The sequence below is a fragment of the Vibrio owensii CAIM 1854 = LMG 25443 genome, assembly GCF_000817815.1.
In the GTDB taxonomy this organism is placed as follows: domain Bacteria; phylum Pseudomonadota; class Gammaproteobacteria; order Enterobacterales; family Vibrionaceae; genus Vibrio; species Vibrio owensii.
In genome coordinates this window covers 1-7,383 of the sequence record NZ_JPRD01000072.1, presented here as the reverse complement: position 1 = coordinate 7,383, position 7,383 = coordinate 1, and the positions used below count along the sequence as shown (strand labels likewise).

The window sequence follows — 7,383 nt, the reverse complement described above, 5'->3', positions numbered from 1 at the left end:
CTCTTAAATGCTTTGTTAGCCATTCTTTGCATAGCAGGGATTGTGCTTTTCATTTATCTCTTCGCATACTTCTTCACGAAACAGGTCTGTTGTCATTATTATGGAAAATGGATCATATTCTTCGACGAATTTATACGCATTAATTCGTACATCATCTTCAGGCTTAAAAAAGAGATCATCAGGGTCCTCGTTACAAATAAACGCCAAATCCTCTCTTCGAATAGTTTGATCAACCAGCTCGCCATCCCTAGAAATTTTTTCAGTCGAGATCTCTAGCCACACTCGTTCTTTAGGCTGGACGATTCTAACTGAGACAATATCGGTTTTGAGATGATCCGGATATTTTTTAACAAGATCTTCCATTATGTCTACAGCTTGAAAACGCTCACTATCCCTGTTTTCACCAATGGATTCTTGAATTAGGTTGATAGCCTTATCTAAAGGATACCTAAAGAATTCTCTATTAGGGTTGACTCTAAAGTCAGCTAGCTCTCGATGTATAGCGCTTTCGACTTTGCGAATGTCATTACAATATATTTCAAAAGCAACCTTAAAAGGTAAGGGAACAGATGTATTCGATAGTTCTCTGGCTCGTTCTCTTGAATCTCTGGCAGTCATACCAATTTTAATCAAATCTGGCATAGCCGAATTTGTCATGATGTATATGAATCCATTGTCCATCGAAATCTCCTAAATATAAGTATGGCTAACGCCCAATTAAGGTGTGAAGCACGCGACCACGACACTTAATTTGACCACCGTAAACACTAAATTTAACCCAAACTAAAAATGCCAAGCGTGCTGAATCACTCTTAAATTGTTTGTTAGTTTTTACTATTTCCACTGAGCTCAGCAATGACCTCACCTGGCGTGACAACACGTGTTAGTAAATGAGTGATGTCTGGATCTTCAATATGTTCAAGAGCATAAACTGGTTTGCCGAGACCTAAAGCATAACCAATATCCATTGCGACACTTTTTCCGACGTAACCACCAAAGTTTAGAATGTAGGTAATGTCGGCTTCTCTAATGCGCTGCAAGCAACCATCAATACCATTAGCTTGAAGAGGCTCAGAGATAGTCGTTTCAATACCTGCATTGACCAAAGTTTCTCGTATAGCCTGCATCTTTTCTAGATTCTTGAAACTACCAGCAACATAGACAGATTTACTCATACAACTTCCCTATTTTTGCGTAAATTTTGATGTAAACACTAACGCTCTGTTAAGGTGTGAGCAACGCAATACCAAAGCCACCGCATACCACCATAAACACTAAACGCAACGCATAGTAAAAATGCCACGCGTTGCGAATCACTCTTAAACAGTTTGTTATGTGCGAACTAACCAGTTATGACAAACTCGCTTCAAGCTCAGCGTCACTCAAATAACGGTGTCCTTGGTTTAAGCCTTTAATCTTTTTGAACATAAATTTTGGCATATCTGGAGCAAAGATTTCCTTTTCGTTCCAGCACTTCCCACCTAAGAATATATAGCGACCATCGCTACCTGAATGATGTTCTGGGTTGTTGTCGAACGTAGACAATTCAGCGGTAACGTCCTCGATAACACTTACTACCTGACCTTTGATAACACCTAGAACTCGATATACTTCGTGAGCTTTATCTCCACATTTCCATGCTTGTCGAGTTCCCATTTCGTAGCCGTGCTTTGCTACACCATCATGCACATGTACAACAATATTCATCGTAAATTTAGTTAAGCAACAAAGCGAACATTATACTATATGTTTTTGGGTAAGCACATAACGCCCAATTAAGTAGTGAGCAACGCTGCCACTTAACCCGAACATTGTGCCTTAATCACTAAAGCTGATTCAAACCAAAAATGCCGAGCGTTGCGAATCTGCTTAAATTGTTTGTTAGTTGCCTACCCTAACGCTTTGATTCCAAACTTATTGCTACTTTGCCAACACTGCCCTCACGTGACTTGATAAACTCAAATCAGGCACAGTTTCAAAGCGACTGTCACTGAAACCACGTGGAATTTACAACGCCGCAGAAAACGGACTGTAAGCACCAAGGAAAGCACTTGGAAAGTGCTGAATAACAGAACGAGCTTTCAACGAGTGAACCAGCTTCAGAAACAGAGAATCCAACAATAAACCAACCAGAACTGCATTTCCACCAACTCGAAAGCTAAAAGGTCAAACACGAAAATCCAGCCAAAAAACACACTGAAATTAGCCCTAAACTTGCTGATTTAGTTACTTTTTTCTTCTTTGGCAACTAACGCCGCGTTAAGTAGTGAGCGACGCCGACTACCCAACCTAAACCATTGTGCCGTAAACACTAAATTCAAAGCAAACTGAAAATGCCAAGCGTTGCGAATCTGCCTTAAACGCTTTGTTATGTGAGTTTTTACTCGTACTTTTTACCGTTGTGCTTTAACCAACCATGCGGGTGCCTATTGTTGGGATCGTGGTGTGTCCAGTGCATTACACCACCCTTTTTGTTCCATTCGTATTCACCGTAAAACTGAACTCGATCGCCGACTTTTAGATTGGGAATTCTTGGTGCCAAGTCGATGTTATGAGCAACTAGTAAAGTCTGCTTACTATCTAATTTGAGTATGAATTTTTGATGTCGACTTCCTTTGTTGTCATCTGGCAATAGGCGAATTACTGTTCCTGAACCACGAACTTGAAGGTCACTTTGATGATTTTCAAACGCCTGCCCGAGCTTGTAGTCATTCGCTAGAGCACCGACTGAAACTAAGCAAAAAGCTGCTATAAATATTGCGAAGAACTTCTTCATATACTCAACTTCTCCAATTCACATAACGCCGCATTAAGGTGTGAGCGTCGCTTGGCTATACTTGAGCGAAGCGAAACTGCCAAGCGTAGCGAATCACTCTTAAATGCTTTGTTATGTGAATTTTAGGTATATAAGGTCACCATAGCCCCAAACCATTGTTCCCAGTAAACCATATATGACACATACCACAGCCAATTTTTGGTAAAACGCTTTGTATAAACGACCAGCTTCCCATGGTGGTACTTCACCATTTGAGAAAGCTTCTAGTCGTTTTTGTACTAGGTACTCTAAGAACAAGGCCACAACTACGATTATTGACCCACTTCTTTGAAACCATATTTCAGGTTTATCGCTAGCAGGAAGCAAGAAACCTTGTGAAACAGCGATAACTGCGACCAGAGTAACAATAAGAAATGCTGTAATACCCCAAGCCTGATTTCGAGTTTCCTTAATATATTTTTTTGCCTCTGAGGACATATTCTCTCCCATTCACATAACGCCGCATTAAGGTGTGAGCAACGCTACCACAAAACTAAAACATACCACCGTAAACACAAAACCCAACGATGGAATGAAAAATGCCAAGCGTTGGGAATCACTCTTAAATGCTTTGTTAGCAATAACTTACAGTGTGTAAGAGTTTAAACTATTGAAGTTATTTTTACTAAATCGAGGATTAGACACCGCTCCTAACCCAAAAACTGCGTGAATATACTGGTCAAACCAATTCATTAAATCTGATGCGACTTGAGCGCAATCATCTAAATTGGTACCTGTAAAGCTACCACCAAGCAACCTGCCCTCGTGAATAAGGTTATTTCTCATATTCTTAAAATCATCTGACAATGGTGTAATACCAACCCTAGCGCTTGCGGAGACAACGGCATCGAAATAATACAAATGTCTACCAGTAACTGACTTCTCTGTAGCAGCAATGATCTGTAGTAATGTTGTAGCACTGAGGTAAAAATCTTCAAATGACCAACAACTAAGTGCATCTAACCAATGGTGTAGTAGTATCATTACTTTTTCGCTTGAGTTTACTCGCCCCCAGTTGTTTGCAATAACTTCTAACTTATGTACAAAATCTTTATCATCAACAACACAAAATTGACCTGTACCCATTGCTCTTTCTCTAGGCCAATAATCTGATGGTTGTAAGATTGAAACATCACTGTAAGGTCTTGAATGTTTAATGGTAACGCTTAAACCAGAAAGGTAAGACGACCCTAATAAAATTGGAATCAAGTCATCTAAACAAGCATCACATGCAGCAGAACCATTACCTGATAATGATACATTTACATCTAACTCATAGGTATGCCCACACTGTCCTTGAGATATTGCCTGTTTAATAGCAAGGAAATTCTTAGCCTGATTTAACTCCCATAAGCCGGATGGAGTGGTGAAAGTCAACTTGTTACTATCACTAGGTAGTAACAAGTTGACTGTCCAAAATTCTAACATACAAATATCTACCTTTTTAATTGCGTACTGAACATGAGGTACTGTGATTGCTAACGCCCAATTAACGTGTGAGCAGCGCATACACTGAACTTAAACATTGCGCCGTAAACACTAAACTCAACCCGAAGTGAGAGCGCCAAGCGTTGCGAATCACTGTTGAATTGTTTGTTATGTTTTACCACAAGTTACTGACTTAATTGAGAAAGAACTGCTATTTCTAGCTAGTTTTCTGAAGCAAACCACAAGGCTGAAACCAACTTGACCGACAAAGGCGACCAGCCTAAAACAAGTAAGCCCACTTCCCTGCCCAATGAGGCAACCCGACTGATTCACAACAAGCGCCCTATCTTTCCAACCAAAGCGTACAACAATGAACAATTGCCGAGACAACTGCCAAGCCGAGATGCTAATTGGCTAAGAACCTGAAAGCGACTTTGAACCAGTTAAACAAGAAGCCGACCGCCACGACCTGAGAATGAAGCAACCCACGAACCTTGGCATGTTTTGCGGCCTAAGCGATTCAAGAACTTAGAACGACAATAGTGATTTGCTGAGTCTACTAGGGACAAACTGCCTGAGGGACAAAGAACTTGAGCCTAAGACTTTTAAGTCTTTGAAATGCAAGTAAACATAACGCCGCATTAAGGTNNACTCTTAAATGCTTTGTTAGGTTTTCTTTTCACACGACGCTAAAAGCTCTCGTTCACGTTCTACAACCCTTTGAGGATAGGGAAGCCTGCCATCTTGAAGCTCTACGCTCTTTACAAGCCACGGGTTTCCTTGGGCATAAAGATCATTCATTGATTCAGGACCATGTAGTACTGGGGCAAATTCGACTTCCTGTACTGAGTTAGATTTTAAAATTTGGCTTAGTTTTTGATCTACCTTTGCCTGAAAAACTTCTAGGTCAATCATTTCTTCATTAGGTAACTTTACTGCAATTGGACCTTGGGGAAGGTATTTAATTACACTGGGCCATCTAGAAGCATCACTCCACCAAATTGCCGGCATTTCGAGTTGGCTATTACCTTTAGCCACAGGATGAAGGTGTAGATACTTAATCGTGAGGTCAACAAGTTCACCAAACTCCGTCATTAGCCAAACATGGTGGTCATCTCCCCAAAAGCCGTTCCACCTTGGAGCAATCTTGTTGTCGTGAAATACTTGCGGCACACACACTTCCCCTGTGTACGCTTGCGACTTTATACCAACCCTCTTCAAAATTGAGGATATAGCAAGTGAAGCCTGCAGGCATCGCATAGAATAAGAGTCAGAATAATGCTGTTTCAACATGTTCTCAACGACGGTAAAGCACAACCTACGCAGAAAATCAGGAGTTCTTCGCTCATTTTGAGCTTTATTCGCCTGCTTATCCAAGAAAGCTTTCTTTATCATGTCTCGATCTCCATTGAAAACCTAACGCCGCGTTAAGTGGTGAACAACGCGACCACCTAACCTAAACCATTGTGCCGTAAACACTTAAGCTGATACAAACCAAAAATGTCAAGCGTTGTGAATCCGTCTTAAACGCTTTGTTAGGCTAAAATTGAGCATCAAGAGCTTCGTTTATGGCTTTTTGCAAAGGTTCCTGATTTATGCCTCTATCCTTTGTAAGCTTCTGTATTTCTTGCCAACACATTTCCGAAGCTCCATTAAAAAACGCTGCAAGCTCACGCAAGTTATACTCTAGTTTTTCCATACCTTTTTCTTGAACAACATACCCAAGCATATCTCGGGCTATATGATGGACCATCCAATTTCGATGTTCTAATATGAGTTTCAAATTTTCATTTGAACTTTCAGTAAAAATTGAAGACTTTTGAGCCTCTTTTATAAGACCACCTAAAGTTTTACGATGAAGTTTCTCATGCTCCCTGGTGAAAATTTCATCACTTTGGTTTTCACTTCGATGCAACGCAATCAGCAATATCAGCTTATTTTCCAATCCCGCTGCAGCGAGCGCCGCTTTGCCATATTCTCGGTATAAATCCATAGTTGACCTTTTTAGCCTAACGCCCAATTAAGTTGTGAGCAACGCTGCCACTTTACTAAAACACTGCACCATAATCACCAAACAAGTTGAAGCCGAAAGTGCCGAGCGTTGCGAATCAGCTTGAATTGCTTGTTATGTATCTTGTTTCAAGTACTTATTTACCAAGATTTTGCCATTATTCGTTAACTTGCCGCCTTGTAATTCAACTAAGCCCGCCCTAACCAAATGGGTTTTACCCCACTTTCTTTTTGGCGCTTCTCCAAGCGATAGTGAAATCAACTCGTCAATATCAGAATTTGATAACCCATATAAACTTGAAATTATCTCGCTACTACTTTTGATAAGGGAGTCAGCCTCCTCTTCCTTACCATCAGCTTTTAATTGCGCAGCTTCAGTTACTTTGTCTTGCATTAGCTCTTGAAGAGATAACTTAAACGAAACATCACCGACTTGCCCCTCCAAACCTGCAGCTCTTGCCAATAAACCCGATATTGTTTTTTTAAAAGCAATCAATACAACCAAGGTAACAGCTGGCCAAACAAGTATACTGAGAGTTTCATTAATTTGTGAGTAAAGCTCTAAATCTGTCATATTGCTCTTTGCTAGTAATTAGGTTTTCTGGCTGTAAATAAGCTTCTATTTCTTTGATGACAAACTCTTCAAAGTTAGCTTTATTAAAATCTTCACCCACCAAAAAACACTGGTCTATATCATTTGAGTAAAAGCTGGCGAAAGGATCACCTGCTGGATTGATAATGCCTAACACCAAAGGTCCAGATATATGATACTGAGTGCTAAACCCTCCTGGCCCATAATACCCAGCTAAAGAAAACCTAAACCTCATACCTTCGTCAGATACTTGGTTCTCAACCCAGAACCCAAGGCCATTTAGCCTTTTTTCTGCAAGATCTAAAACTTCTTTAATCTCATTTAAGTTTCTTTCATAGGCATTTTGCTCAGCTTTGAGCATTAAGTTTCGTTCTTCATCCGTTAAGATGAAGTCCTTACTAGCCTCAACAAGCTGTGTTACTTTATCCCAATTACTCATTTTTACCTCTTTGATACATAACGCCGCATTAAGGTGTGAGCGACGCTTGGCTATACTTGAGCGAAGCGAAAACGCCAAGCGTTGCGAATCACTCTTAAA

At 40.4% G+C, this 7,383-nt stretch carries 10 protein-coding genes; all 10 read right to left on the bottom strand.

Translation table 11 applies throughout. The features are described from left to right. Window positions 1-15: 15 nt before the first annotated feature. Window positions 16-681, bottom strand: coding sequence for a GIY-YIG nuclease family protein (locus H735_RS27790; protein WP_020198134.1), 666 nt, complete (start codon window positions 679-681; stop codon window positions 16-18). A 143-nt stretch (window positions 682-824) separates the two neighbouring features. After that, window positions 825-1,175: a nucleotide pyrophosphohydrolase gene (locus tag H735_RS27785; RefSeq protein ID WP_020198135.1), complete on the bottom strand. Its 351-nt coding sequence runs from the start codon at window positions 1,173-1,175 to the stop codon at window positions 825-827. Between the two features lie 175 nt (window positions 1,176-1,350). After that, window positions 1,351-1,707, bottom strand: coding sequence for a hypothetical protein (locus tag H735_RS27780; RefSeq protein WP_020198239.1), 357 nt, complete (start codon window positions 1,705-1,707; stop codon window positions 1,351-1,353). 673 nt (window positions 1,708-2,380) lie between these two features. Continuing rightward, window positions 2,381-2,776 carry a DUF3465 domain-containing protein gene (locus H735_RS27775; protein ID WP_020198238.1) on the bottom strand — a complete coding sequence of 132 codons (396 nt, stop codon included), beginning with the start codon at window positions 2,774-2,776 and terminating at the stop codon, window positions 2,381-2,383. 111 nt (window positions 2,777-2,887) lie between these two features. Then, on the bottom strand, window positions 2,888-3,253 hold the full coding sequence (locus H735_RS27770) for a hypothetical protein (protein WP_020198237.1): 366 nt from the start codon (window positions 3,251-3,253) through the stop codon (window positions 2,888-2,890). Between the two features lie 147 nt (window positions 3,254-3,400). Beyond that, complete coding sequence (locus H735_RS27765; protein WP_020198236.1) at window positions 3,401-4,243, bottom strand: hypothetical protein; 843 nt, start codon at window positions 4,241-4,243, stop codon at window positions 3,401-3,403. Window positions 4,244-4,909: 666 nt separating this feature from the next. Continuing rightward, entirely contained in the window at window positions 4,910-5,638 is a 729-nt protein-coding gene (locus tag H735_RS27760) for a hypothetical protein (RefSeq protein WP_020198214.1), read from the bottom strand. A 145-nt stretch (window positions 5,639-5,783) separates the two neighbouring features. Beyond that, on the bottom strand, window positions 5,784-6,236 hold the full coding sequence (locus tag H735_RS27755; RefSeq protein WP_020198213.1) for a hypothetical protein: 453 nt from the start codon (window positions 6,234-6,236) through the stop codon (window positions 5,784-5,786). Between the two features lie 132 nt (window positions 6,237-6,368). Then, window positions 6,369-6,827: a hypothetical protein gene (locus H735_RS27750; RefSeq protein WP_020198212.1), complete on the bottom strand. Its 459-nt coding sequence runs from the start codon at window positions 6,825-6,827 to the stop codon at window positions 6,369-6,371. After that, window positions 6,796-7,383, bottom strand: a 588-nt coding sequence (locus tag H735_RS27745) for a hypothetical protein (RefSeq protein ID WP_238320697.1), incomplete at its 5' end; no start/stop codon positions are given. The genes H735_RS27745 and H735_RS27750, both read right to left, overlap by 32 nt.